This is a genomic window from Salmonella sp. A1325 (assembly GCF_056991255.1).
Genome location: NZ_JAMLWO010000011.1, coordinates 109,725 through 132,081, shown reverse-complemented (window position 1 = coordinate 132,081; position 22,357 = coordinate 109,725). Strand labels below are relative to the sequence as shown.

The window sequence follows — 22,357 nt, the reverse complement described above, 5'->3', positions numbered from 1 at the left end:
TATCCAACTACTCGATGAAGGCATCCGCTGGTAGTTTAAAGCGTTGTGTAAGCGCTTTAATATGATTAACCGTTAGTGCTCTGCGGCCATTTAAGATGTTGCTGACGTTCGATTTAGAACCAAGTTCGTTGGCAAGATCTGCTGCTTTGAGACCGTATTGATCCATGAGCGTTCGCAATACTGAAACGCCAGGGGGCGTTTTCTCCAGGTGTTGGTTGAGTGCTTTGAATTCCGGCGCATGTTTTTCGTATTCACTGATTCGGGCACAGAGTAATTCAAATAGTGGATTTTCAAGATCGTCGTGGTCGACCAGAAACTCCACTAGCGCTAGTGCCCTGCGATACTCATTGTCATTTCGGTCTTCCCCCATCAGTGGGACGGTTTTTACCGCATCGCTGAAGGTATCAACGATCTTTTTTGCGCTGGTTGCATCCATCTGACGATGAGTTCTCATTCTTTATTACCCCGATAATATGCGGTCAGTTTGTCATATTCGGCATGGGAAACGATATGTTTCACAAATATCTTATGTAACCTGAAATCTATGTAGGAAATGAGTCTCAGGCTGTTACCAGAAACATCAATCACCCACCATTTATCTCTGTACTTAAAATTATCCAGTGAAGGAATATACCGCTTCATCTCTTCAGGCTGAGTGAATGTTTTTTTCTCCAGAACATTCAGCAACTCAGTGAGAGCAAGCTCATGGTTTGGATACATGAGCATCGCTTCATTGAACGGTTTTCGGCTGATAACATGCACAATGTAGTTCCATTACAAAGTTTTCAACCTGAAAACAATTTAGCGCAACGTTATCCAGTTTTCAAGTTGAAAACAAAATTGAATTTTAGGTCATTTTGCCTGTTGATGGACTTACAACACGCCAGGCCACATCTCGCATGGCGCTTCGTGCCGCCTGGCTCACGCCTCCGAGCTGGAAAAAGCCATGGATGACACCGAGATAGCGCTGGCAAGTACACGCCACGCCCTGGTCGTTCAGACGGTGATATAGCGCTTCGCCTTCATCACGCAGTGGGTCGAACTCTGCGGTGAGGATATGCACCGGCGGTAAACCGGCAAAATCTTCACGCCATATCGGACTGGCTTCCGGGTGGCGGAGGTCGGTATCCTGGAGATACATTTCGAAACCCGATAACAGCGTATCGCGGGTGATGATGTAGTCTTGCCCGTTGCTGGCATAGCTGGGGAAACTGGCAGTAGCGTCAAGCATCGGGTAGATCAACAGCAGCTTCGCCGGAGACCAGTGGGCGGTGGATTTCAGGCGTAGCGCGCTGACCAATGCCAGGTGCCCGCCTGCGCTGTCGCCAGCAAGCGTGATACGTTCACGATCGATGCCTAACTGCTCCGCGTATTGATGGACGATATTGGCCCCGCGTTCAGCGTCGTCATGAGCCGCAGGGAAGGTGTGCTCTGGCGCAAGGCGATACTGAATGGCAATCACCTTACAGCCGCTTTTCCAGGCCAGTTGCCGTAGCTGGGGGTCATGAGTCAGAAAGCCGCCGCTAACAAAACAGCCGCCGTGATAGTAGAGGATACAGGGTAGAGAACCGGATGCGTTTGGCGGCGAAACGACGCGAAATGTCATCCCTTCCAGCACGATATCTTCCGAACTCACCCGAATTTCTTTCTCACCCGCCAGCGTCGTGCTGGCAATATAGCCCGCTCTCCGGTCATCAATATTCTGCTCTCGTGAAGAGGGGCGGCCCGCGGCGATAAACCCAGCGACCAGTTCGGCAATTCCTTTTTCCAGTGGCATATAACGCTCCTTTGACTGTATATATGTACAGTTTATAACCTGGTTCGTTGGGGATGGAAAGTGGTGAAACGAGGGGATGATGATTCTGGATAGAGGTTCGCAAAAAATGGAATGCGGTTGGCGCTGGGTTTTTAATTTTTGTACTGTGAAATGATGATGCTATACGCCATTGACGTATAGATTATTTTCACTACTATAAGCCAATGGCGTATGGAATATGCAATTTATAGAAACGGAACTCTTTACTGAAGATGTTAAAAAACTGCTCGATGATGATGAATACCATAAGCTTCAGGTTTTTATGGCTCAGCATCCAGATTGTGGTGATGTCATTCAGGAAACGGGCGGCCTGAGAAAAATGCGCTGGGGAGCGCGAGGCAAAGGAAAGCGTAGTGGCGTGCGAATTATCTATTTTCACCGTAGTCAACGGTATGAGATTCGCTTGCTTCTGATTTATCAAAAAGGCATTAAAGATGATCTCACGCCGCAGGAAAAAGCGGTGCTTCGTATGCTGAATGAGAGGTGGTAGATGGATAAAGTGTTATTTGAGCGATTAACTCAAAGTATGTCTCAAATGAATGAAATCATTGAAGGGACCCGTGAGCCTTCTCGTACCTTTCATATTGATGCAATGAAGATTAAAGAAATACGGCAGGCATCTGGGTTGTCGCAATCTAAGTTTGCAGAACTGATTTCGGTCAACGTGGATACGCTGCGCAACTGGGAGCAAGGAAGACGTTCACCGACAGGGCCAGCCAAAGCGTTACTTCGCGCCATTGCCAACGACCCGAGAAACGTTATACAAGCATTGCGTTATTGAGCAATGATCCGGCTAACGTAGATTGCTAGCCGGTATACCAGAGAACTTATTCCCCTTCCCCCGGGAACAGGAACGGGTTGATGGAACTGCGGGCGAAGCCCTCCTGTTCCATGCGCGCGTCCAGCACCAGCGAGGCGAGGTCGTCGGCCACGGCTTCCACTTTCGGGTCTTTTTCCTGATAGAGAATCTTCAGGTAAGTCCCGCAATCGCCGCAGCTTTCGGCTTTCACCGCAGCCTGCTCATTTTCCAGCGACCAGTAGTGTAAGTCACGGCTCTGTTCGCAGTTACTGCATTTTACGCGCACGACATGCCATTCGGTTTCGCACAGGTTACAGTGCAGATAACGCAGCCCCTGCGTGGTGCCGATCTGCACCATGCTGGAGACCGGCATCGAACCGCACACCGGGCAATACTGGCGCGCTTCACCGTATTCCGCGCGGGCTTTGCCTGGAATCAAGCTGGCCATTTGCGCCCAGTAAAGGGAGAGCGCGGCCCAGATAAACGGGGCTTTATCGCTGCTGACGGAGGCAAAATCCGAGGCAAACAGCGCGCTGGCCATCTGCTCCAGCTCCTGCTCTGAGGCTTTCTCCAGGTTCTCGATCACCGCCAGCGCGGGGCCGCTCATCTCGGGTTTTAGCTCGGCAATTAACGAATGCAGCAGTTTTTGCCAGTGCTTATCACGCGGCAGCACGTGGATATCCAGCGGCGGCTTGCCCTGGTCGTTCGCTTCTTTAATACGTGCGGTCAGATCCATCTCCAGCGGATGGTCGTACAGCACCACTTCCTGCGCGTGCGCGATAAGCGCGGCAAAGCGCAGGTAATCGCCCAGCGGGTTATTTTCAGCCAGCTCGCGCAGACGTTCGGCGCGGCGGTTGTAGACGTTTTTGAGTCGGGGGAACAATAACGGCGGAATCATATCCGCCGTACGTTTCTCGCTCGACCCCAGCTCATCTTGCGGGATTATGCGAATACTCATTCAGTTTCTTTTTCCGTTGTCTTGCGGACTTCTCGGTACCAGCGCGGGTGATGTTTCTTCGCCCACGACCGGGTTACCCAGCCTTCCACCATCGCGGTAATGGTGCCTTTCACCCAAAGGGCGGCGTAGATATGCACCATGATAACCACAATTAACGCTACTGCGGCAAAAGAATGCAACATTAACGCGAATCGGATCACCGGGATTGAGAAAGCAGGCGCAAAGTACGGACGCCAGATAATTACCCCGCTTACCAGCAGCAGCACCAGGAAGATAATCGCCGCCCAGAATACGCATTTCTGACCGAAGTTATAACGCCCGGTGTCACCCACTTCCTCGTTGACGACGATCTTACGAATATTCTTCGCCCAAAAGATATCATCCCGATTGATTAGATTGTGGTGCCAATAACGGAAAAACATGATGATGAACGAGGCAAACATAACCACGCCCACAAACGGGTGCAGAATTCGCGCCAGTTGTGGGGTGCCCAGGATATGCATCAACCAGTTGAAGGATGGGAATAAAAAGCCCAGCCCGCTCACCGCCGCCAGCACGAAGCAGAAGGCGACGATCCAGTGGTTGATGCGTTCCGGCGCCGTATAGCGCACGATGGTGTCACGTCGTTTCATTTGCGCACCTCGTCTTTCTCTTCATGCAGGTTGTCATCTTCCTCTTCCGCACGGTTCGGGCCGACGCCGACATAGTGGAAGACGCTGGCGGCAAAGGTCGCGGCAAAACCGAACGCGGCGAGCGGTTTCCAGACGCCTTTCCAGAACTTAACGGTTTCGCTGATTTCCGGGTTCTCCGGCAGACCGTGATACAGATTCGGCTTGTCGGCATGATGCAGCACGTACATGACATGCGTACCGCCTACGCCCGCCGGATCGTACAGACCCGCGTTGTCATAACCACGGGTTTTTAGTTCCGCCACCCGCTCGCCCGCCAGCGTTTTCATATCCTCTTTCGAGCCAAAATGAATGGCGCCGGTTGGACAGGTCTTCACGCAGGCCGGTTCTTGCCCCACGGTCACGCGGTCGACGCACAGCGTACATTTATAGACGCGGTTGTCTTCCGGGTTAAGGCGCGGCACGTTGAACGGGCAGCCAGCGATACAGTAGCCGCAGCCGATACACTGCTCGGACTGGAAGTCGACAATACCGTTAGCATACTGAATGATCGCCCCTTCCGCCGGACAGGCCTTCAGGCAGCCGGGATCGGCGCAGTGCATACAGCCATCCTTACGGATCAGCCACTCCAGTTTGTCGTTCTGTTCCACTTCCGAGAAGCGCATCACCGTCCAGGATTTCGCGGTTAAGTCCGCCGGGTTGTCATACACCCCGACGTTATTGCCCACTTCATCACGGATGTCGTTCCACTCGGAGCACGCCACCTGACACGCTTTACAGCCGATACAGGTGGTGACGTCGATGAGTTTCGCCACCTCTTCCTGGTGGTCCCGCGCCTGGGGCGCGGGGGTGAAACCGTTAGTGGCGGAACGACGAATGATGTCTTGCGATTGATAAGCCATAGGTCGTCTCCGTTACACCTTTTCCACGTTCACAAGGAAGGATTTAAACTCCGGCGTTTGCGTGTTCGCATCACCGACGAAAGGCGTTAACGTATTGGCGATAAAGCCTTTTTTCGCCACGCCTTCATAGCCCCAGTGAATAGGAATACCGATGGTATCGATATCCTTGCCGTCCGCTTTCAGCGTGCGAATACGCTTGGTCACCACCGCTTTGGCTTTGATATAGCCGCGGTTCGAGGAGACCTTCACGGTATCGCCATGCGCGATGCCGAGCTTATTCGCCAGCTTCTCGCCAATTTCCACAAACTGTTCCGGCTGGGCGATAGCGTTAAGCAACGCGTGCTTGGTCCAGTAGTGGAAGTGCTCGGTCAGACGGTAAGTGGTTCCGACATACGGGAACTTATCCGCTTTACCCAGCGCGTCGGCATCGTCTTTAAAGATACGGGCGGCAGGGTTAGAGATAACGTTCGGGTGCAGCGGGTTAGTGCCCAGCGGCGTTTCAAACGGCTCGTAGTGTTCCGGGAACGGCCCTTCCGCCATCTTATCGATAGCAAACAGGCGACCCATCCCTTCCGGCTGCATGATAAACGGTCCGACGTCGCTGCCGGGCGCGGCGGCGCTGTAGTCCGGAATATCCCATCCGGCCCATTTTCCGCCTTCCCATTTCAGTAGCTGACGTTTCGGGTCCCAGGGATTACCCTGCGGATCGGCGGAGGCGCGGTTATAGAGGATGCGGCGGTTAAGTGGCCATGCCCATGCCCAGCCCAGCGTGTTGCCGAGACCAGACGGGTCGGCGTTATCACGACGCGCCATCATGTTGCCTTCCGGCGTCCAGCTACCGGCGAAAATCCAGCAGCCGCTGGACGTCGTACCGTCATCGCGCAGTTGCGCGAACGAACTGAGCTGTTGACCTTTTTTCACCACCACCGCGCCGGTTGCCGGGTCGATAAGATCGGCCAGCGCTTTACCATTACTTTCCATCGCCACTTCTTCAGAGGCGGGTTCGTATGGTTTGGTGTAGTTCCAGGTCATATTCAAAACCTGTTCCGGGTTGGCGCCGCCCTGTTCAGAGTACATCTTACGCAGGCGTAAGAAGATACCGGCGAGGATTTCGCCGTCGGTCATGGCAATTCCCGGGGCGTCCGCGCCCTTCCAGTGCCACTGTAACCAGCGACCGGAGTTAACGATGGAACCATTTTCCTCGGCAAAACAGGTGGAAGGCAGACGGAACACTTCGGTCTGGATTTTTGCGGGATCAACGTCGTTCGACTCACCGTGGTTTTGCCAGAAGGTGGACGTTTCGGTGTTGAGCGGATCGATAGTCACCAGGTACTTCAGTTTGGAAAGCGACGCGACCACTTTGTTTTTGTTCGGGAATGAGGCCACCGGGTTAAAGCCCTGGCAGATATAGCCGTTGACCTTACCCTGTTTCATCATCTCGAAGTACTGCAACACGTCGTAGCCTTTATCCCACTTCGGTAGCCAGTCGAAGCCCCAGCTATTTTCCGCTGTCGCTTTATCACCAAAGAAGGCCTTCATCATTGAGACGAAGAATTTCGGATAGTTGCCCCAGTAGTTGACCTGATCCTTCAACAATGGCTTCGGCGTATTGGCAGCCAGATAGGTTTGCAGGTCGGTCTGTTTTTCGCTCGGCAGCGTCAGGTAGCCCGGCAGACTTTGCGACAGCAGTCCTAAGTCGGTCAGTCCCTGAATATTGGAGTGACCGCGCAGGGCGTTAACGCCGCCGCCCGCCATCCCCATGTTACCGAGCAGAAGCTGGATCATCGCCATAGTACGGATGTTCTGCGCGCCGATGGAATGCTGCGTCCAGCCCAGCGCGTACAGGAACGACGCGGTTTTATCTTTTGCGCTGGTTTCTGCAATGTACTCGCACACTTTCAGGAAGTCCGCTTTCGGCGTACCGCAGATATTTTCTACCACGTCCGGCGTGTAGCGTGAGACATGCTGTTTCAACAGATTCCAGACACAGCGCGGGTGTTGCAGTGTCGTATCGCGTTTGGCAAAACCGTTTTCGTCCAGCTCATAGTGCCAACTGGTTTTATCGTACTGCCGCTTGTCTGCGTCGTAGCCGGTGAACAGACCATCATCGAAGCCAAAATCTTCACGCACGATCAGGCTGGCATTGGTATAGGCCTCGGTGTATTCACGGTTGTATTTTTCGTTGGTCAGCAGATACAGCATCACGCCTGACAAGAAGGCAATGTCAGTACCAGAGCGTATTGGCGCATAGAAATCGGCCACCGACGCGGTACGCGTAAAGCGCGGATCGATCACAATCAGCTTCGCGCCGTTGTGAATTTTGGCTTCCATCGCCCAGCGGAACCCGACCGGGTGAGCTTCTGCGGCGTTACCGCCCATCACCACGACGAGGTTGGCGTTCTTGATGTCGACCCAGTGGTTGGTCATCGCACCGCGACCAAATGTTGGAGCAAGACTTGCTACCGTTGGTCCGTGTCAGACACGCGCCTGGTTGTCGACCGCGAGCATACCCAGCGCGCGGGAGAATTTTTGCGTTAAATAACCCGTCTCGTTACTGGATGCGGAAGCGCACAGCATCCCGGTGGTGAGCCAGCGGTTAACGGTAACGCCTTCGGCGTTCTGCGCCTGATAGTTGGCGTCGCGATCTTCCTTCATCAGTTTAGCGATGCGGTCAAACGCTTCTTCCCAACTGATTTGTTGCCACTTATCTGAACCCGGCGCGCGGTATTGCGGGAATTTCAGGCGGCTTTCAGAGTGGATAAAGTCCACCAGACCGGCCCCTTTCGGGCACAGCGCGCCACGGCTTACCGGATGATCCGGGTCCCCTTCGATATGGAAAATAGATGCTTTGGCGTTTTTCGCACCGTCGCCGAGGCTGTACATCAACAGCCCGCAGCCAACGGAACAGTAGGTGCAGGTGTTACGGGTTTCGCGGGTGCGCAGCAGTTTATATTGCCGTGTTTCCGCTAGCGCTACGCCGGGCGCGAAGCCCAGTGCCGCCGCCGTGGTGCCTGCCATACCGCCAGCGCAGATCTTAAAGAACTGCCTTCTGCTGACCTGCATGGTTTGCTCCTTGTTTCGACATTGTCACTTCTCTTTCACATTTCTCTATCCGAAACGCTCAGGGAGTGGTTGTTATTTTTCTTTGCGGACGGGCCCGCAAAGGTTCAGAATTGGATAAATTTTCCTCCATCCGGGAGGAGTTGTAACAGAATACCATAATGTTGGTGTGTGTGTTCTTATATGGTTAAAAGAAAGTGAACAATATACTGTCTGAAGAAGTCCTAAATGTGACTGATTTCACAACCTCACGCCAGTTGACTCTCTGGAAACGCGAGGATTTGCAGTCCCCCCAACTTGATGATGTTGCCGAGGAAGTGCCAGTGGCACTGGTGTATAACGGCATTTCGCATGTCGTTATGATGGCCTCTCCGAAAGATCTGACGCATTTCGCAATGGGGTTTTCTCTGTCGGAAGGGATCATTGACAGCCCGCGTGAAATCTATGGCATGGACGTTGTACCGTCCTGTAACGGACTTGAAGTGCAGATTGATCTTTCCAGCCGTCGATTTATGGGGCTGAAAGCGCGTCGTCGCGCGCTGGCCGGACGCACCGGTTGCGGCGTATGTGGCGTGGAACAGCTCAATGACATCGGTAAGCCGGTGCAACCGCTGCCGTTTAGCCAAACGTTTAATCTCGGTAACCTTGATCGCGCGTTAAAACATCTGAATGATTTTCAACCGACGGGTAAGCTGACGGGGTGTACGCACGCTGCGGCGTGGGTCATGCCGTCGGGTGAACTGGCGGGGGGCCATGAAGATGTCGGACGCCACGTTGCGCTGGATAAACTGCTCGGTCGCCGCGCCACGGAGGGTGAGGAATGGCGGCAAGGCGCGGCGCTGGTTTCCAGTCGTGCGAGTTACGAAATGGTGCAGAAGTCTGCGATGTGCGGTGTGGAAATTTTGTTTGCGGTTTCTGCTGCCACCACGCTCGCGGTTGACGTCGCTGAACGGTGTAATCTTACGCTGGTGGGGTTCTGTAAGCCGGGTCGGGCGACGATTTATACCCATCCGCAGCGGTTAATCGCAGACTAAAATAGTACCCTCTACATTTGCGTAAAATATATATTATTAATTTAATATATATTTTATGTAGAATGATGGTATATGAAATATATATTTTCTGGATTTTACAGCCTCTCTTAATAACGGAATGACGTGTAGTGGCGAGGCCATATTTTCGTTAAAATAAGAGAACCCCAACGTAAATATACAAAAGGCAATTAAATGAAAAGGAATTTATTATCCTCAGCGATAATCATTGCGCTAATGACCCTGGGCGCAACAGGATGTGATGACAATAATGTTAAAACCGAGGCGACGTCGGCCACCAGCAGTCAGCCTGCGACGCCAGCGCCTTCTCAGACGCCGGAAACGCAATCTGGCGAAAGTCCAGCTCAGCCCCCGGCGGCGAAGCCAGAAACGCCAGTTCAGCCGGAGGTTGACGCTGAAGAAGTTTATAGTGAAAAAATGGATGTCTATATCGATTGTTTTAATAAACTTCAATTGCCCGTTCAGCACAGTCTGGCGCGTTACGCGGATTGGGTGAAAGACTTTAAAAAAGGTCCGACAGGGAAAGAGAGTCTGGTTTATGGCATTTATGGTATTACGGAGTCTTACATAACGAATTGCCAGAAAGAGATGAAACAGGTGGCCGCCTTAACGCCATTACTTGAGCCTATTGATGGCGTTGCCGTTAGCTATATTGATAGCGCCGCCGCGCTGGGTAATACCATTAATGAAATGGAAAAATATTATACCCAGGAAAACTATAAAGATGATGCCTTTGCTAAAGGTAAGGCGCTGCATCAGACATTACTGAAGAATATCGAGGATTTTAAACCCGTCTCGGAAAAATATCATGAGGCTATTCAGGAAATAAATGACAAACGGCAATTGACACAGTTGAAGAAAATAGAAGAATCGGAAGGTAAAACATTTAACTATTATTCTCTGGCTGTCATGATTTCGGCAAAGCAGATCAACAAGGTTATTTCTGCCGATACCTTTGATGCCGAAGCGATGATGAAAAAAGTCGCGGAACTGGAAACAATGATTGCGCAATTGAAACAGTCGGATACTGATGGACGGAATTTTCCTTTCGTTAATTCTGCGGCGGATTATCAGCTAAAAGCTAAAAAATATATTCGTCGCATCAGGGACAATGTTGAGTATTCTGATTTTGAAAAGAAACGGGTGCAGGACCCTGCAACAGGATGGATGGTTGCGGATTCTTATCCGGCGTCGTTGAGAAGTTATAACGAGATGGTGGATGATTATAATCGCCTGCGTTGAGTGACGGCACATTAACTGCGTGCAGGCTGGCGCAAGCGCCTATAAAATTACGCTATAACGCCAATAAAAAGCGCCGATCAGGCGCTTTTTTCGTTCATGTGTTCTTCGTCAGGCAATATCCGTAAAAATAGCTGACGTAACATTAACTAAGGAGAGTTATTAGGAAAACCAGTAATCTGAAGCTATCACAAGATGTTGACGTTACGCTGGAAGGTACTGGTAGTGTCATTGAGGATCGGCATTTATATGGAAAGCATTTATCCCGCCTGATGCGAAAATTCTGAGCCACTTCAGCATAGGGCGGCCCAGCCTTCATCACTTATAGGGTGTCACGTCCAACTGTTCTGTAAGACGTTAATTAATACCCGCCATTCGTAATAACGCGGTCACTACCGCGGCGGCGATAATCACCACAATAAGCGGCATTTTACGCCAGGCTAAAAATACGGCGAAGCCAACCCCAAGAACGCGCGCCATTCCTGCAAAATGTTCGCCTTCGTAAAAGGTGGTCGCCAGCGCGACGGAGAATAGCAGCACCGTTGCCGCATCCGAGAGCAGCGCCTGTGAACGCTCAGACAGCGCCAGACGGCTGCCAAGTTTCGCGCCGCCGAGGCGCATCAAATAGGTTCCCGCAGACAAAAGAGCAATACCGATAATAAATAGCGTCATATTGCCCATTATTTTTTCCTCGCCAGTAGGCCAAGCAGCGAAAGCAACACCGGCAATCCGGCCGCCACAAAGGGAACGGCGGCAAGCGACAGCGCGGCGCCGCTGCAACCACGAATCAATGTGGTGCGGTTTTTAAACGCCGGGATCACCAGCGCCAGTAAGATTGCCGGGAATACGGCATCCAGACCGATGGTTTCTGGGGCAGGGAGCAGTTTGCCGACACCCGCGCCAATCAGTGTGCCAATCGGCCAGAATAGGGCGACGCCCAGACCGCATAGCCAGTAGGCGGCTTTACGTTGTTCGGGGGTTTTTTGCGACAGGCCGAACACCACGCTCTCATCATTCATAATATGGCAGCCGAAAAAGCTGGCGGCGCGGGTGCCAACCAAATCGCGCACCGTTACGCCAAACGGCACGTGGCGCGCATTCACCAGCAGTCCTGCCGCCGCCGCCGCTAACGGATTGCCGCCGCTGGCAACAATGCCGATAAACATAAATTCGGACGCGCCCGCCAGTACAAAAATAGAGAGGACAAACGGCACCCACAGTGGGAAACCGTAGGCCATCGCCAGTGAGCCATAGGACATGCCGACGACGCCCACGGCCAGGCACACTAAAAATATCGCTTTTATCGTGTCTCCTTTGAGACAGGAAAAATAGTGTTTCATCTTCTTTAGTCATATCGAACGAATTTTCATTATAATGAACGGAACAGATTTGCTTTACAAGACGAACATTTCGTTCGTTATAGTGAACGTTGGATGCTTTATGACACAACCTATTAGCGTCATTGCCAGAAGTCTGGTACGCGAACGCCAGCGAACCGGACTGTCGCTGGCGGAGATTGCGCGGCGCGCAGGCATCGCTAAATCTACGCTTTCACAACTGGAAGCAGGGAACGGCAACCCCAGCCTGGAGACGTTATGGTCGCTATGCGTCGCGCTCGACATTCCCTTTGCCAGGCTGCTGGAGCCGCAGGTACAAAAAACGCAGGTGATTCGCCGCGGAGAAGGCACCAAAGTGGTGGCGGAGCAGGCGCATTATCAGGCGATATTACTGGCGGCGTGTCCGCCCGGCGCGCGGCGTGATATCTATCTGCTGTTGACGCAGCCGGGGGCCGACCGGATCTCTCACCCGCATCCGCCGGGGTCGGTGGAACATATTATTGTTACGCAGGGAAAAGCCCTCGTCGGCTTAACCGAGGCGCCGGAAGAGCTGGCGGAGGGCGATTACATTTGTTATCCCGGCGACCAGGCGCATATCTTTAAAGCGCTGGAACCGGATACACAGGCTATCCTGGTAGCGGAGCAGAATTGAAATTGCCGGATGGCGGCGTAACCGCCTTATCCGGCCGACAAAAAATAAAACTGTAGGCCCGGTAAGCTTGCGCCACCGGGCACACGACTTACTGCAGATAGAACACCTCTTTTAGCTCTGCGCTGACCGGGCTGTTATCCGGATTCGCGGGCATAACGTCACGCATATGTTTCCACCAACGCTGGCAAACGTCGGTGCTGGCAACGGCGTTCCAGCGTTCCTCGGATTCAATCTCAACGGTGGCGAACAGCAGATTGCGCTCCTGATCGAGATAAATCGCGTAGTGATGCGCGCCGTGAGATTTTAATACGGCTTCCAGCTCCGGCCAGATTGGGTTATGACGACGCTGATACTCCTCGTGCGCGTCGGCATTTACCTGCATCACAAAGGCTTTGCGGATCATAACGCCTCCAGGTACAGCTCGCGAACTTCATCGCGGCTGGCGGTGCGCGGGTTACACGGCGCGCACGGGTCGGCGAGGGCTTTATCCAGCCAGCCTTCGATATCTTCTTTTGTGACGCCCAACGTGCTGAAACCGTCTGGAATGCCGACGCGTTTGCTCAGCGTACGGATAGCGTTAATCGCTTCCTGACTTGCGGCTTCGTCAGACATACCGCGCGTCTCCACGCCCATCGCCTGTGCGATGCGGGCAAAACGCGCGACGGCGTGCGGACGGTTAAAGTTCTCGACAATTGGCAGCAGGATAGCGTTGCAGACGCCGTGCGGCAGATTGTGGGTTGCGCCCGGCTGGTGCGCCAGCGCGTGAACCAGCCCCAAACCAGCGCTGTTGAACGCCATACCCGCCAGGTACTGGCCGAATGCCATTTGCTCACGGGCTTCGAGGTTATGGCCATCGTCAACCGCTTTCGGTAGCCACAAATTGATTAAGCGAATCGCTTCCAGCGCGTTAGCGTCGGTGAGCGGATGCGCGCCAACGGAGACATAGGCTTCCACCGCATGGGTCAGGGCATCCATGCCGGTTGCGGCGGTCACAGACGCCGGGATTTCCAGCATGACGCTGGCGTCATCCACGGCAATATCCGGGATGATATTCGGGTCGATGATCACCTCTTTGACCTTACGGGCAGAGTCGATAATCACCGCGTTGCTGGTCATCTCGGCCGCGGTACCTGCCGTAGTATTAATCGCTACCAGCGGTACGCCGGCGTTTTTCACTTTGCCGACGCCGGAGTAGGCGGTAGATGGACCTGGGTTGGCGGTCAGAATTTTCACCGCTTTAGCGGTATCGATCGGGCTGCCGCCGCCGAAGGCGATAATGTAGTCACATTCTGCGCTCTGATACGCCGCAAAACCTTTCTGCACCAGCTCTTCTGTCGGGTTTGGGAACACCTCATCAAACAGGTGGTAAGACATTTGATGTTCATCCAGTGCGCTAAACAGGCTATCCAGCAGGCCCAGCTTTACCAGTTGACCATCGGTAACGATCAGCGCTTTGCCCCATTGCTTATTCGCCACGAGGTTCACCATATCGGCAATCGCTCCAGCGCCATGCAGGCTAATTTTTGGCAGTGCCAACATAAAGCTCATCACTATTCTCCTTAAAAAAATTCCCTGTTGCCCGATGGCGCTACGCTTATCGGGCCTACGGTAAAATGCGCACCGACCTGTAGGCCGGATAAGGCAAAGCCGCATCCGGCGTTGAGTTGGGAGGTATTAGTACAGCGCTACGGCGCTGGCCAGCGGTGTCACGCCAAAACGTTTGCCGAGGGCGACCAGTTCTTCGCGCGTGATGGTCTGCTTCATACCGCCCATCGAATAGATTTTGACTAATACCTCAGCGGATTTCTCTGCGGTATCTATCAAACCGAAGGTTTCATCCAGCGTAGGTCCGCTTCCGAACACGCCGTGGAACGGCCACAGCACCAGCGAATGTTTCTGCATTTCTTGCGCGGTGGCCTGGCCGATTTCATCGGTGCCTGGCACCATCCACGGCAGAATGCCGACACCGTCCGGGAATACCACCAGGCATTCGGTGCTGCCTTCCCACAGTTTGCGGGTGATCAGCGCAGTGTTGTTTTCCAGTACGTAGGTGAGGGCGATCAGGTTAGTCGCATGGCAATGCATAATGACGCGGTCTTTGCCGTGGGTGGCTTTGATGCGTTCGCAGTGGGAGAGGAAATGCGCCGGGAGTTCAGAGGTGGGGACCGCGTCGTGGGTTAAGCCCCACAGAATGTGGTAGCCTGCGCCGTCGCTGTCGATTTTGACCACGCCTAAATTAGCTGCCGGATCGAGCTGCACGTTGCGGAAGAATTTGCCGGAACCGGTAACGATAAACGGCGTATTCGCCAGCAGCGGCATGGGTTGACTTAGCGCGATATAGCGTGGTTTTTCGTGGAAATTAGCCGCAAAAGGCGCGATGTCTGCTTCATCCAGACGCAGCGTCAGGTTACCGCCATTACGTTCGTCCCACCCTTTCAGCCACGCATCAGACGTGGCTTTAATCATGCCCTGGACAAACCAGGAATCGGTAATATTTTGCATGTTCGTGTTCCCATTTATTGCCCGAAGGTTATTCGGGTCTTACGTAGGCCGGATAAGCGCAGCGCCATCCGGCAATCGTGTTTCATTTATTGCCGGGTAGCGACGCGGGCGTCTTATCCGGCCTACAGATCAGGTGTCGCTGTCAGCTACGTTTGCTCAGGATCTCTTTTTCGTAGGTGCGAACGCTGTCCAGCCACTGGCTGCCAGCCGGCGTGTCGTGACGCTGGCAATACATTTCCCAGACGGCCTGCCACGGCAGGGATTTTTGCTCTTCCAGCAGCGCCAGACGCGCGGTGTAATCGCCGCTGGCCTCAAGCTGACGCAGTTGATCTGTGGGTTCCAGCAGAGCGCGCAGCAGCGCTTTTTTCATGTTGCGGGTACCGATAACCCACGCGGCGACACGGTTGATAGAGGCGTCGAAGAAATCCAGGCCGATATGCACACGGTCGAACAGGTTATGACGGACGATCTCGTTGGCAATTGCCTGGGTTTCATCGTCCAGGAGCACCACGTGGTCGCTATCCCAGCGTACCGGGCGGCTGACGTGTAGCAGCAGCCGTGGCACGTAGAGCATGGCGGCGGAAATTTTGTCGGAAATTACTTCAGTGGGATGGAAGTGGCCCGCATCCAGACACAGCGCGGTCTGACGGCTGGTGGCGTAGCCCATGTAGAACTCATTGGAGCCGACGGTGTAGCTTTCCGCGCCGATGCCAAACAGTTTGCTTTCGACGGCGTCGATGTGGTGCGCCGGGTCGAATTTCTCGCTAATGACCTCATCCAGCGCTTCCAGCAGGCGCTGGCGCGGGGCTAAACGGTCGACGGTAATGTCTTTCATGCCGTCCGGAATCCAGATGTTCATCACCGACGGCGTACCGAGCTGCTCACCAAAGTATGCCGAGACGCGGCGGCTGGCTTTGCAGTGATCGATCCAGAACTGGCGAATTTTCGCGTCTGGATGAGAGAGGGTAAAACCGTCAGCGCTCAGTGGATGAGAAAAACAGGTGGGGTTGAAATCCAGCCCCAGCCGGTTCGTTTTCGCCCACTCCACCCAGTTTTTAAAATGCTCCGGTTTGATCTGGTCGCGAGCAACCGGCGTATCCGACTCAAGATAAATGGCGTGCAGGTTCAGCCGTTTTGGTCCTGGGATCAGACGCAGCGCCTGTTCCAGATCGGCGCGCAGTTCGGTGGCGTTACGCGCTTTGCCCGGATAGTTGCCGGTTGACTGAATTCCGCCCGTCAACGAACCTTCCGGGTTCTCGAATCCGGCAACATCGTCGCCCTGCCAGCAGTGCATGGAAACCGGCAGGCGATCGAGCTGGCGCAGCGCCTCCTCGACATCAATACCTACTGCGGCGAAACGTTGTTTTGCCAGTTCCCAGGCTTGTTCCAGTTGAGTGGTCATGCGCAAAGCTCCTTTGTCTGTCGTTTGGGTTGAAACTGCGCAACGTGGCGGGCAATTTCACTATCAGGATTAGGGATATAGGTTGTCAGGTCGTAGTTAGCGCTGATGACCTGACGGAAGTCATCGACGTTGTTTAATTCGTCGAGGGTCATAAGCTGAATACCAATATTGCCAAGGGTGGAGGCTTCAACCGGCTCGGCCATCACGCGAATACCACATGCATCGGCGCACAACTGGTTGAGTAGCGCGTTTTGGCAGCCGCCGCCGACAATATGCAGTTGGGTAAATTTTTCGCCGCGCAGATTTGCCAGTTCGTGCAAAATGTCGGCATACAACAGCGCCAGACTGTCGAAAATGCAGCGCGCCAGTTCGGCATCGCTGACGGGAACGGGCTGGTCGGTCTCGCGACAGGCGGCCTGGATTTCGGCGCTCATATCGTCAGGATTGATAAAGCGATCGTCATTCGGGTTAATCAGGAAACGGCAGGCCGGCAGCGCTTCTGTTTGGGCGATAAGCGCAGGCAGATCGGTAATGCGCCGTTCTTTCAGCACACGCTGGAGCAGCCACAAACCCATAATGTTTTTCAGTACCCGATAACGCCCTTCCGCGCCGCCTTCGTTGGTGATATTGGCAGCCAGCGCCTCGTCAGTGGTGTAGGGCATTTTGCTTTCAAAACCCATCAACGACCAGGTGCCTGAAGACAGGTAAGCGCTATGTTTATTTGCCAGCGGAGAGGCAATAACGGCGCTGGCGGTATCGTGGCTGGCGACGGCTACCACCGGAATACGGTTGCTCTGCGGGCAAATCCAGTCGCCGATAACATTGCCAGGGTGCGAGGGGCGACCGAACCAGCTCTTTTTCGCGCCAGTCCATGTCAGCAGGGTCTCGTCCCAGTCATCGGTATTGATATTGACCAACTGGGTGGTCGTGGCGTTGGTGTATTCCCAGTTCATTTCACCGGTCAGGCGGTAGCTGAAATAATCGGGCATCAGCAGCGCATGAGCGACCTGCGCTGTTAACTCAGGCTGTTGTTTCGTCAGCGCGCGTAGCTGATAGATGGTGTTAAACGGCAGAAACTGAATCCCGCTGCGGCGATAGATTTCGCTTTTGCCGATCTGGACCAGCGCTTGCGACATGATGCCCGTGGTACGGTTATCGCGGTAGGAGACCGGCAGGCCGACACGCTGACCTTGTTTATCCAGCAGGACATAATCGACGCCCCAGGTGTCGATGCCGATGCTGTCGATAAGAATGCCTTCATTGCAGACTTTCTTCAGACCAAGACGGATATCCTTTTCCAGACTGTCGATGTCCCAGGTGTCAAACCCGTCTGTTTTTTGTAGGCAGTTCACAAAACGGTGAATTTCACGTAGCGTCAGGGTACGGTGTTTGCTGTCGTAACGCGCCAGCATCACGCGCCCGCTGGATGCGCCGAGATCAACCGCGACACAATGGCGAAAAGTCATAATCAGGTCCTTCTTAGAGTCATTGCGCACAGTCTAAAAAAGCCCTCAAAGACCTACCTTCTCGTTACTGACAGGAAAATGAGCCGCTGGCAACAAGGCAAAGATGAACGTGATAGCGTTCACAGTTTCTACTAATAGGCCGGTGTGATGTCGTCCGCATTTCCCGCTTTTTCCCGCCTTTTCTTGAAAAAAAGACCATGTTTGCGCGCTTTAGCGTCAAAAATTTAAGGTGAGGCCGATAGCCCTTAATTACTATTCGGACATGTTGAATTCAGGAGGAAGCAACCATGACCGTACTGCATAGCGTGGATTTTTTTCCATCAGGTAAAGCGCCCGTGGCGATTGAACCCCGTCTGCCGCAAGCCGCTTTCCCTGAACATCATCATGATTTTCATGAAATCGTGATTGTGGAACACGGTACGGGCATTCATGTATTCAACGGGCAGCCGTATACCATCAGCGGCGGTACCGTGTGTTTTGTTCGCGATCACGACCGGCATTTATATGAACATACCGACAACCTATGCCTGACGAATGTACTGTGGCGTTCGCCGGACGCTTTCCAATTCCTGGCGGGGCTGGATCAATTGCTGCCGCAGGAGCAGGATGGTTACTATCCTTCGCACTGGCGGGTGAATCAGAGTGTGTTGCAGCAGGTGCGCCAGTTGGTCGGTCTGATGGAGCGCGCCGGAGACAGCATGGATGCGCCTGCGGTGGCGAATCGCGAAATTTTGTTTATGCAACTACTGGTGTTGTTACGCCGCAGTAGCCTGATGGAAGGCGCGACCAATAACGACGCCAAACTCAACCAACTGATGGCATGGCTGGAAGACCATTTTGCGGAGGAGGTTTGCTGGGAGGCGGTAGCTGAACAGTTTTCGCTGTCGCTACGTACGCTGCATCGTCAGCTTAAACAGCATACCGGGCTGACGCCGCAACGTTACCTTAATCGCCTGCGTTTGATCAAAGCCCGGCATTTATTGCGCCATAGCGATCATAGCGTGACAGAAATCGCGTACCGCTGCGGTTTTGGCGACAGTAACCACTTTTCGACTCTGTTTCGCCGAGAATTTAACTGGTCGCCGCGGGATATCCGTCAGGGACGCGATGCGATAATCCAGTAACGCGAACGCTATCAACGTTTTCGTCGCCAATATGCTGATAATTATACCCTTTAATACCGGATGGCGGCTGCGCCTTACCTGGCCTACGGCGGCGAGCGGTAGACAGAATAAGCGTAGCGCCATCCGGCAAGCATTCAACATGAGGTGCTGCGGTGGCAAATCAGTTAATCCTTTTGAAAAAAGATTTTTTTACTGATGAGCAGCAGGCCGTTACGGTTGCCGATCGCTATCCACAGGATGTTTTTGCGGAACATACGCATGAGTTTTGTGAACTGGTGATGGTCTGGCGGGGCAATGGCCTACACGTTCTTAATGAGCGCCCATACAGAATTACCCGCGGCGATCTGTTTTACATTCGTGCTGAAGACAAACACTCCTATACCTCCGTTAACGATCTGGTGCTGCAAAATATCATTTACTGCCCGGAGCGTTTGAAACTCAATGTAAACTGGCAGGCGATGATTCCCGGCTTTCAGGGAGCGCAGTGGCATCCTCACTGGCGGCTGGGCAGTATGGGAATGAATCAGGCGCGGCAGGTCATTAACCAGCTTGAACATGAGAGTAATGGGCGCGATCCGCTGGCGAATGAGATGGCGGAATTGCTGTTTGGTCAACTGGTGATGATGTTAAAACGGCATCGCTACGCGACCGACGATCTTCCGGCAACCTCCAGAGAAACCCTGTTGGATAAATTAATTACCGCTTTGGCTAATAGCCTTGAGCGTCCCTTTGCGCTGGATGCGTTTTGCCAGCAGGAACAATGCAGCGAACGGGTGCTGCGGCAGCAGTTTCGCGCCCAAACCGGGATGACGATTAATCAATATTTACGCCAGGTCCGTATTTGCCACGCGCAGTATCTGCTTCAGCATAGCCCGCTGATGATTAGCGAGATTTCGATGCAGTGCGGCTTTGAAGATAGTAATTATTTTTCAGTGGTGTTCACGCGGGAAACCGGGATGACGCCGAGCCAATGGCGCCATCTCAGTAATCAAAGCGATTAACTGGCCATGCCTAAACCGACAATATTCGCCGCGATAATAATTACCACGCAGCCGAGGCTTAATACGGCAACGGGACGGCGGCCAGCATTTTTCCACTCTTTTAGCACCAGACCGACAAGCCCCCCGCACAGCACATAGAAGCTCATGTGCAGCATCCAGCTCATGTAGTCATATTGCGCGGGAATGCGCGCGTGTCCCCAGGCATAGAAAAAGAACTGTAAATACCACATCAGACCGCCAAGCGCGGACAGCAGAATATTGCTGATAATCAACGGTCTTGCCAGCGAGAAGTCGGCTTTTATTGACAGATTTTGCACTTTTGCCAGGCGGATAAAACAGAAACCGAGGTTAACCAGCGCGCCACCGCCCATAATCACCACGTAACTCGGCAGCGCGACATAGAGCGGGTCAACGCCAAGCGCGGCAGCAGCTTCATGCATCGGTTTCGCGGCGTTCATGGCAAAAGACATCCCCGCCGAGAAAATACCGCACATCACTGCCAGCAGAAGCCCTTTCTTCAGATTGAACTCCTCCGCTTTAATGCCCATTTTGCGTTCTTTTAACTGTCCGGCGCGCGTCACAATCCCGACGCCGATCAGCGCAACAAAAACGCCAAGTAGCGTCATGCGTCCCCCTTCGGTATGGATTAACACATCGAAGTTACCGTTGATGATAGGCGTCATCAGCGTGCCGACGATAAGCGTAATGCCAATAGCGATGCCGATACCCATCGACATCCCGAGATAACGCATAGTCAGACCGTAGTTAATATTGCCGATGCCCCACATGGCGCCGAACATAAAAACCGGTAAAAGGGTGGAGAGGTTAAACTGTCCATAATAGGCCCAGAAATCAGGCAGTAACAGAGCGCTAATTGTCCACGGCAGAATAAGCCAGGAGACGATGCCGCCCACTGACCACATGGTTTCCCATGACCACTGTTTCACTTGCTTGAACGGAGCATAGAAGCAGGCTGCACTGGCCGCCCCTATCAAATGCCAGAAAATACCCATCGTAATCGCGTTACTCATGACATGTTCCTCATTATTTTTTATGGACGGGATACCCCTTCCGTTTGCATGAGTTTAAAAATTACGCAGCCTGGTAACCTTATAACGATTGCCGCCGTTGGGTGTATTCTGGCAATCAGCACGTTAATGAAGTGATTAACTTCACGTTTTAAAAAAGTCGGAGCGCATCGTGACCGTCTGGATGTTATTTAAATCAGTGGATAATATTGGTTTTCTAAAATACCTTCATCATAACGACACGAAACGACTTAGCTGGCAACAATGCAAAGAAAACGCTGCGTGAGCTCACATAATGGGAATAGTCTGACTTACCGTTTGATAAAAGGGTAGTTATACAGTAATTATTTAGTTGTTTTATTTGTATTTACAATTTAAATATATTGAAATTAACGTTAGGAATCAATGAAATATAAATATAGGGAAATCCCTATATTGGCTTTGTTGATGGTGTTTTGATTTTTATGTTATATGGCGAATATAAATTTCATTTATTTTATTTTGCTTTTTGAACATTATCCCAATTTTAAATTAAAGATCTTTGCCTATATTGTCGCCATTCACATTGCGTATTATGGTTGTAACGGCCTGACATAAAACAACGTTTTAATTTTAAATTAAATGGATTCTGTTATGAGAAAATCTCTTTTCTTACTATTACCTCTTGTTGTAACAAATGCGCATGCAGTATATGTCGATGTTCGTCATGAATATCTTGACGACAGTAAAGCTAACTATGACCGTGCGTATATTTCTCATCGGTTTGCGAATGGTTTTGGTTTTGCGATAGAAGCTATCTCAAAATCAGGCGGGGATGACACCAATAAAGCGTTTAATGACCTGGAAACACAGGGCAACGAATATACGATAAGCTACCAATTTAAAACCGGTGATGTCGCCTGGCAACCGGGTTTTGTGCTGGAAACAGGCAATGGTTACTCTACCTATAAGCCTTACTTCCGCGCGACGTGGACATTAAATGAAAGCTGGTGGGTTGGCGCGCGCTATCGTTTTGAATATGTACGCCGTTCTTCTGATATCCGGGATGATGATACCATCAATCGTATGGATGTCTGGGCAGGTTATAAATGGAACAACTTTGACTGGACAATTGAAGGGATTTATAAGAAAGCCGATAAATATGATCTTTACGATGGCGGCAAAGATAATTATGAATATAACTTCAGAACTGCCTATATTATTGACCAATGGTCGCCATTCGTTGAGGTAGGTAATGTTTCCGTCAATAGCAACAGCGATGAAAGACAAACCCGTTTCCGCGTGGGTATAGGCTACACATTCTAATCATTATCCCTGTTTATTATTTATTCCCTTTTCCGGCTACTTTATAGGTAGCCGGTTTTTTTTACCTGGTGATGACCTGCGGATA

Annotated in this window: 23 protein-coding genes; 8 read left to right on the top strand and 15 right to left on the bottom strand. The window is 52.4% G+C overall.

Features of this window, described 5'->3' with window-relative positions:
• Positions 1 to 7: 7 nt before the first annotated feature.
• The 3 genes from NAZ64_RS19025 to NAZ64_RS19015 all read right to left on the bottom strand — a co-directional run bounded on the left by NAZ64_RS19025 (position 8) and on the right by NAZ64_RS19015 (position 1,777).
• Positions 8 to 454, bottom strand: a complete 447-nt coding sequence (locus NAZ64_RS19025) for a helix-turn-helix domain-containing protein (protein ID WP_001259011.1) — start codon at positions 452 to 454, stop codon at positions 8 to 10.
• Positions 451 to 762 (bottom strand): type II toxin-antitoxin system HigB family toxin, encoded by a 312-nt coding sequence (locus tag NAZ64_RS19020; protein WP_000558166.1) that lies wholly within the window; start codon positions 760 to 762, stop codon positions 451 to 453. Before NAZ64_RS19020 ends, NAZ64_RS19025 begins: the two co-directional genes overlap by 4 nt.
• Positions 763 to 847: 85 nt before the next feature.
• Entirely contained in the window at positions 848 to 1,777 is a 930-nt protein-coding gene (locus NAZ64_RS19015) for an alpha/beta hydrolase (protein ID WP_023181423.1), read from the bottom strand.
• Between the two features lie 217 nt (positions 1,778 to 1,994).
• On the opposite strand from NAZ64_RS19015, the gene NAZ64_RS19010 reads away from it, so the two are divergent.
• A complete protein-coding gene (locus NAZ64_RS19010) occupies positions 1,995 to 2,306 on the top strand; it encodes a cytotoxic translational repressor of toxin-antitoxin stability system (RefSeq protein ID WP_001159630.1) in 312 nt (103 codons plus the stop codon).
• Complete coding sequence (locus NAZ64_RS19005; RefSeq protein ID WP_000362050.1) at positions 2,307 to 2,597, top strand: helix-turn-helix domain-containing protein; 291 nt, start codon at positions 2,307 to 2,309, stop codon at positions 2,595 to 2,597. It begins immediately after the preceding gene.
• Between the two features lie 46 nt (positions 2,598 to 2,643).
• On the opposite strand, the gene fdhE is transcribed toward NAZ64_RS19005, so the two are convergent.
• From fdhE to fdnG, 4 genes are read right to left on the bottom strand one after another with little or no spacing between them, the layout of a single operon-like run.
• The gene (gene fdhE, locus NAZ64_RS19000) at positions 2,644 to 3,573 is read right to left on the bottom strand and encodes a formate dehydrogenase accessory protein FdhE (RefSeq protein ID WP_000027730.1); all 930 of its coding nucleotides are present in this window, start codon (positions 3,571 to 3,573) and stop codon (positions 2,644 to 2,646) included.
• Positions 3,570 to 4,205, bottom strand: coding sequence for a formate dehydrogenase cytochrome b556 subunit (gene fdoI / locus NAZ64_RS18995; protein WP_000829025.1), 636 nt, complete (start codon positions 4,203 to 4,205; stop codon positions 3,570 to 3,572). The genes fdhE and fdoI overlap by 4 nt, the downstream gene beginning before the upstream one ends.
• Positions 4,202 to 5,104 carry a formate dehydrogenase subunit beta gene (gene fdxH / locus NAZ64_RS18990; protein WP_000331361.1) on the bottom strand — a complete coding sequence of 301 codons (903 nt, stop codon included), beginning with the start codon at positions 5,102 to 5,104 and terminating at the stop codon, positions 4,202 to 4,204. Before fdxH ends, fdoI begins: the two co-directional genes overlap by 4 nt.
• A gap of 12 nt (positions 5,105 to 5,116) precedes the next feature.
• On the bottom strand, positions 5,117 to 8,167 hold the full coding sequence (gene fdnG / locus NAZ64_RS18985; RefSeq protein ID WP_077248424.1) for a formate dehydrogenase-N subunit alpha: 3,051 nt from the start codon (positions 8,165 to 8,167) through the stop codon (positions 5,117 to 5,119).
• A 194-nt stretch (positions 8,168 to 8,361) separates the two neighbouring features.
• Here fdnG and fdhD point away from each other — a divergent pair, with 194 nt between their 5' ends.
• On the top strand, positions 8,362 to 9,198 hold the full coding sequence (fdhD, locus tag NAZ64_RS18980) for a formate dehydrogenase accessory sulfurtransferase FdhD (protein WP_001059743.1): 837 nt from the start codon (positions 8,362 to 8,364) through the stop codon (positions 9,196 to 9,198).
• A gap of 192 nt (positions 9,199 to 9,390) precedes the next feature.
• The gene (locus NAZ64_RS18975; protein WP_220569509.1) at positions 9,391 to 10,458 is read left to right on the top strand and encodes a YiiG family protein; all 1,068 of its coding nucleotides are present in this window, start codon (positions 9,391 to 9,393) and stop codon (positions 10,456 to 10,458) included.
• A gap of 354 nt (positions 10,459 to 10,812) precedes the next feature.
• Here NAZ64_RS18975 and NAZ64_RS18970 read toward each other — a convergent pair whose 3' ends face one another.
• Together NAZ64_RS18970 and NAZ64_RS18965 are read right to left on the bottom strand one after the other, a co-directional pair.
• Positions 10,813 to 11,136 (bottom strand): AzlD domain-containing protein, encoded by a 324-nt coding sequence (locus tag NAZ64_RS18970; protein WP_000527677.1) that lies wholly within the window; start codon positions 11,134 to 11,136, stop codon positions 10,813 to 10,815.
• Positions 11,136 to 11,795: an AzlC family ABC transporter permease gene (locus NAZ64_RS18965; protein ID WP_000683586.1), complete on the bottom strand. Its 660-nt coding sequence runs from the start codon at positions 11,793 to 11,795 to the stop codon at positions 11,136 to 11,138. Before NAZ64_RS18965 ends, NAZ64_RS18970 begins: the two co-directional genes overlap by 1 nt.
• A 100-nt stretch (positions 11,796 to 11,895) precedes the next feature.
• Between NAZ64_RS18965 and NAZ64_RS18960 the strand changes: the two genes are divergently transcribed.
• A complete protein-coding gene (locus tag NAZ64_RS18960) occupies positions 11,896 to 12,444 on the top strand; it encodes a helix-turn-helix domain-containing protein (RefSeq protein WP_001517951.1) in 549 nt (182 codons plus the stop codon).
• Between the two features lie 88 nt (positions 12,445 to 12,532).
• On the opposite strand, the gene rhaM is transcribed toward NAZ64_RS18960, so the two are convergent.
• From rhaM to rhaB, 5 genes are all read right to left on the bottom strand, one after another.
• A complete protein-coding gene (rhaM, locus tag NAZ64_RS18955; protein ID WP_000619478.1) occupies positions 12,533 to 12,847 on the bottom strand; it encodes an L-rhamnose mutarotase in 315 nt (104 codons plus the stop codon).
• On the bottom strand, positions 12,844 to 13,992 hold the full coding sequence (gene fucO / locus NAZ64_RS18950) for a lactaldehyde reductase (RefSeq protein WP_023217882.1): 1,149 nt from the start codon (positions 13,990 to 13,992) through the stop codon (positions 12,844 to 12,846). The genes rhaM and fucO overlap by 4 nt, the downstream gene beginning before the upstream one ends.
• Before the next feature lie 126 nt (positions 13,993 to 14,118).
• Entirely contained in the window at positions 14,119 to 14,946 is an 828-nt protein-coding gene (gene rhaD, locus NAZ64_RS18945; protein ID WP_001179685.1) for a rhamnulose-1-phosphate aldolase, read from the bottom strand.
• Positions 14,947 to 15,088: 142 nt separating this feature from the next.
• Complete coding sequence (locus NAZ64_RS18940) at positions 15,089 to 16,348, bottom strand: L-rhamnose isomerase (RefSeq protein WP_220569508.1); 1,260 nt, start codon at positions 16,346 to 16,348, stop codon at positions 15,089 to 15,091.
• Positions 16,345 to 17,814, bottom strand: a complete 1,470-nt coding sequence (rhaB, locus tag NAZ64_RS18935) for a rhamnulokinase (RefSeq protein WP_220569507.1) — start codon at positions 17,812 to 17,814, stop codon at positions 16,345 to 16,347. Before rhaB ends, NAZ64_RS18940 begins: the two co-directional genes overlap by 4 nt.
• Before the next feature lie 287 nt (positions 17,815 to 18,101).
• On the opposite strand from rhaB, the gene rhaS reads away from it, so the two are divergent.
• Both rhaS and rhaR read left to right on the top strand, forming a co-directional pair.
• On the top strand, positions 18,102 to 18,938 hold the full coding sequence (gene rhaS, locus NAZ64_RS18930; RefSeq protein WP_001636299.1) for an HTH-type transcriptional activator RhaS: 837 nt from the start codon (positions 18,102 to 18,104) through the stop codon (positions 18,936 to 18,938).
• Between the two features lie 152 nt (positions 18,939 to 19,090).
• Entirely contained in the window at positions 19,091 to 19,939 is an 849-nt protein-coding gene (gene rhaR, locus NAZ64_RS18925; protein WP_220569506.1) for an HTH-type transcriptional activator RhaR, read from the top strand.
• On the opposite strand, the gene rhaT is transcribed toward rhaR, so the two are convergent.
• Positions 19,936 to 20,970, bottom strand: coding sequence for an L-rhamnose/proton symporter RhaT (gene rhaT / locus NAZ64_RS18920; protein WP_220569505.1), 1,035 nt, complete (start codon positions 20,968 to 20,970; stop codon positions 19,936 to 19,938). The genes rhaR and rhaT overlap by 4 nt on opposite strands.
• A 618-nt stretch (positions 20,971 to 21,588) precedes the next feature.
• On the opposite strand from rhaT, the gene NAZ64_RS18915 reads away from it, so the two are divergent.
• Entirely contained in the window at positions 21,589 to 22,272 is a 684-nt protein-coding gene (locus NAZ64_RS18915; protein ID WP_000378716.1) for an oligogalacturonate-specific porin KdgM family protein, read from the top strand.
• The last annotated feature ends 85 nt before the right edge of the window (positions 22,273 to 22,357 follow it).

Bases quoted from the DNA above. Each gene is read 5' to 3' on its own strand.
- NAZ64_RS19010 (WP_001159630.1), top strand. From the start codon at position 1,995: ATGCAATTTATAGAAACGGAACTCTTTACTGAAGATGTTAAAAAACTG.
- NAZ64_RS19015 (WP_023181423.1), bottom strand. From the start codon at position 1,777: ATGCCACTGGAAAAAGGAATTGCCGAACTGGTCGCTGGGTTTATCGCC.
- NAZ64_RS19025 (WP_001259011.1), bottom strand. From the start codon at position 454: ATGAGAACTCATCGTCAGATGGATGCAACCAGCGCAAAAAAGATCGTT.
- rhaD (WP_001179685.1), bottom strand. From the start codon at position 14,946: ATGCAAAATATTACCGATTCCTGGTTTGTCCAGGGCATGATTAAAGCC.
- fdhE (WP_000027730.1), bottom strand. From the start codon at position 3,573: ATGAGTATTCGCATAATCCCGCAAGATGAGCTGGGGTCGAGCGAGAAA.
- fucO (WP_023217882.1), bottom strand. From the start codon at position 13,992: ATGAGCTTTATGTTGGCACTGCCAAAAATTAGCCTGCATGGCGCTGGA.
- NAZ64_RS18960 (WP_001517951.1), top strand. From the start codon at position 11,896: ATGACACAACCTATTAGCGTCATTGCCAGAAGTCTGGTACGCGAACGC.
- fdxH (WP_000331361.1), bottom strand. From the start codon at position 5,104: ATGGCTTATCAATCGCAAGACATCATTCGTCGTTCCGCCACTAACGGT.
- NAZ64_RS18970 (WP_000527677.1), bottom strand. From the start codon at position 11,136: ATGGGCAATATGACGCTATTTATTATCGGTATTGCTCTTTTGTCTGCG.
- rhaS (WP_001636299.1), top strand. From the start codon at position 18,102: ATGACCGTACTGCATAGCGTGGATTTTTTTCCATCAGGTAAAGCGCCC.
- NAZ64_RS18940 (WP_220569508.1), bottom strand. From the start codon at position 16,348: ATGACCACTCAACTGGAACAAGCCTGGGAACTGGCAAAACAACGTTTC.
- rhaB (WP_220569507.1), bottom strand. From the start codon at position 17,814: ATGACTTTTCGCCATTGTGTCGCGGTTGATCTCGGCGCATCCAGCGGG.
- rhaT (WP_220569505.1), bottom strand. From the start codon at position 20,970: ATGAGTAACGCGATTACGATGGGTATTTTCTGGCATTTGATAGGGGCG.
- NAZ64_RS18975 (WP_220569509.1), top strand. From the start codon at position 9,391: ATGAAAAGGAATTTATTATCCTCAGCGATAATCATTGCGCTAATGACC.
- NAZ64_RS19005 (WP_000362050.1), top strand. From the start codon at position 2,307: ATGGATAAAGTGTTATTTGAGCGATTAACTCAAAGTATGTCTCAAATG.
- rhaM (WP_000619478.1), bottom strand. From the start codon at position 12,847: ATGATCCGCAAAGCCTTTGTGATGCAGGTAAATGCCGACGCGCACGAG.
- NAZ64_RS18915 (WP_000378716.1), top strand. From the start codon at position 21,589: ATGGATTCTGTTATGAGAAAATCTCTTTTCTTACTATTACCTCTTGTT.
- NAZ64_RS18965 (WP_000683586.1), bottom strand. From the start codon at position 11,795: ATGAAACACTATTTTTCCTGTCTCAAAGGAGACACGATAAAAGCGATA.
- fdoI (WP_000829025.1), bottom strand. From the start codon at position 4,205: ATGAAACGACGTGACACCATCGTGCGCTATACGGCGCCGGAACGCATC.